Origin of the sequence: Longimicrobium sp. (assembly GCF_036280135.1) — a bacterium.
In the GTDB taxonomy this organism is placed as follows: Bacteria; Gemmatimonadota; Gemmatimonadetes; order Longimicrobiales; family Longimicrobiaceae; genus Longimicrobium.
Genome location: NZ_DASURI010000716.1, coordinates 1 through 2344, shown reverse-complemented (window position 1 = coordinate 2344; position 2344 = coordinate 1). Strand labels below are relative to the sequence as shown.

Annotated in this window: 1 protein-coding gene; it reads right to left on the bottom strand. The window is 69.6% G+C overall.

Going from position 1 to position 2344, the window contains the following annotated elements; translation table 11 throughout:
- Positions 1 to 382 precede the first annotated feature (382 nt).
- The gene (locus tag VFZ20_RS23025) at positions 383 to 1633 is read right to left on the bottom strand and encodes a PLP-dependent aminotransferase family protein (RefSeq protein ID WP_329686304.1); all 1251 of its coding nucleotides are present in this window, start codon (positions 1631 to 1633) and stop codon (positions 383 to 385) included.
- Positions 1634 to 2344: the final 711 nt, after the last annotated feature.

Sequence of the window (2344 nt, the reverse complement as noted above, 5' to 3'; positions counted from 1 at the left end):
ACAGCATTCCCACACGGGGCCTGCGGCCAACGGAGTCAACGGTTTTCTTTCGATCCGGTACCGTTCCCTCCGTTGGCCGCAGGCCCCGTGTGCAATTCTTCCGTAGAGCTATCTCACGCGCAGCAATCAGAGTTTACCCGGAACCAGTATGAGAGGGGGTTGCCAAACATCGCGCTTCGGAATGCGTCATCCTGGGGAGCCGTCGCCCGTGCGCGCCGGGCCCGAGAGCAACTCAGCGCGCGGGCGGGATCCCGCACTCCGGCGACCCGATTCTTCGGGCGGCGCCATCCAGCACGCGGAGGGATCCAGACGGCGCCTTCCCCAGAATGACAGCGCGGGTGGGAAACGGCTCCATACCCATCCGGGAATCGTCCCGTTTCGATCAGTGCTCGCCGCCCACCACGCTGAGCCGAAAGTCGAGGGGAAGGGTCCGGGAGGGGCGCAGCACCTCGCCCAGCCGCCGGATCCCGTCGCCGATCTGCCCGGCGCTCACGCGGGAAAAGTTCAGCCGCAGGGCGTTGCGGCCCCGCACGCCGCCCGCCGCGCAGAACGCCTGCCCAGGGACGAACGCCACGCCGGCCTCTTCCACGGCCCGCCGCAGGAGCGCCGTCGTATCCACCCCCTCGGGCAGGGTCACCCACACGAACATCCCCGACGCGGGGGCGTGCCAGCGGGCCTCGGCGGGAAAGTGGGCCTCCAGGGCGGCCAGCATGGCGTCACGGCGGTCGCGGTACTCCGCCCGCAGCTGTGACAGGTGCGCGGAGAACGCCTCGCGATCCAGGAACGCCGACAGGGTGCGCTGGGCAAAGGTGCACACGTCCAGGTCGCCGCCCTGCTTGAGGATGGACAGCCGCTCCACCACGTCCCGCGGCGCCACCACCCACCCCGTGCGCAGGGCCGGCGCCACGATCTTGCTGAACGAGCCCACGTACAGCACCCAGCGGGGATCGAACGAGCGCACGGCGGGCGGCGCCTCGCCCTCCAGGTTCAGCAGCCCGTACGCGTCGTCCTCCACCACGGGGACGCCGTGGCGGCGCGCGGCCGCGGCCAGGCGGCGTCGCGCCTCGGCGGGCATGCTGCTGCCCAGGGGGTTGTGCCCCTCGGGGATGGTGTAAATCAGCACGGGACGCTCGCCGGACTCCAGCAGGGCCTCCAGCGCGCCCACGTCCATCCCCGTCCGCGGGTCGCAGGGCACGGTGAGCACCCGCGGCTGCAGGGGGCGCAGGGCGTTCACCATCCCGTCGTAGGTGAGCGCCTCGGTGACCAGCGGGTCGCCCGGCGACACGAGCAGCTGTCCCAGCAGGCACATGGCCTGCTGGGCGCCGCTGGTGATGAACACCTCGTCCTCCGCGCACCGCACGCCGCGCCGGGCCATGAGCTCCACCACGTGGCGGCGCAGGTCCCCCAGCGGCATCCCGTACTGCAGCGCGTCCGGCTCCGTCGTCAGCACGTGGCGCGCGGCACCCATGTAGGCGGACACGGGAAAGAGATCCGGGGCCGGCATTCCCAGGGCAAAGGAGAGAAGCCCCGGGCGCGACGCCAGCGCCAGGATCTCGCGCAGGGCGGACTGGCGGGTCTGCCGCGTCCATGCGGCGAACGGAAACTCGTGCTCACCCGTGGTCGTCGGAAGCATGCGCGGTCCTTTCACGGGAACGATGGGTCGGTGGGAACTCCGCGGGGAAGGTCCTGCGAGGCCGGCGAGGGGTGGGCGCCGACGGTAGGTCGATTCAATTCTAGTCATTTTACGCGATAACCGCCATCCTGGGTCGGCACGGATGAGGGGCGTCCTCGTGCGCGCGTTCCGGCAGGAGAGGAATGGTCTATCGCCGCGCCATCGATGCCGGGCCGTGATGCCAAGCGTTCGCGGGCGCGGGCCGGGGTGAAGGACCCCGCATACGGGCAAGAAAGTGTCACGGCCGATCCGCATCACCGCCTTGCCGTCGTCTTCCGTCGCGCTCGGCTGATCGCATTGCGTTTGGACCCCATTGATGCGAGGTGCGTCGGCCGAGGCATCTATCCCCCGTTCGGGATTGCGAGATGCGCCTGTTTCGTGCCATTAAAAGAAACCTTCACCATCTGGAGAGTGCAGCCGATGGTGAGGGCGGCCGGTGGCCTCGGTGGTCCGGCGGCGGAGATATGCGTTCGAGCACGTTCCCGCTTCCAACCTTCCCGCCGGCATCCACCGTCCTACCTGCGCTCATCGTGAGGACGAGACGCCGGCACCCGAGCCGGATCGCTCGTTCGGCGGCACCAGCGCGCCGATGGGGATAATTCCTGAGGTGAGGGTCCGCCCTTCCGTACGAGAGCACCGTCCTTCACGTCTTTACGCACCCCTGCACCGACC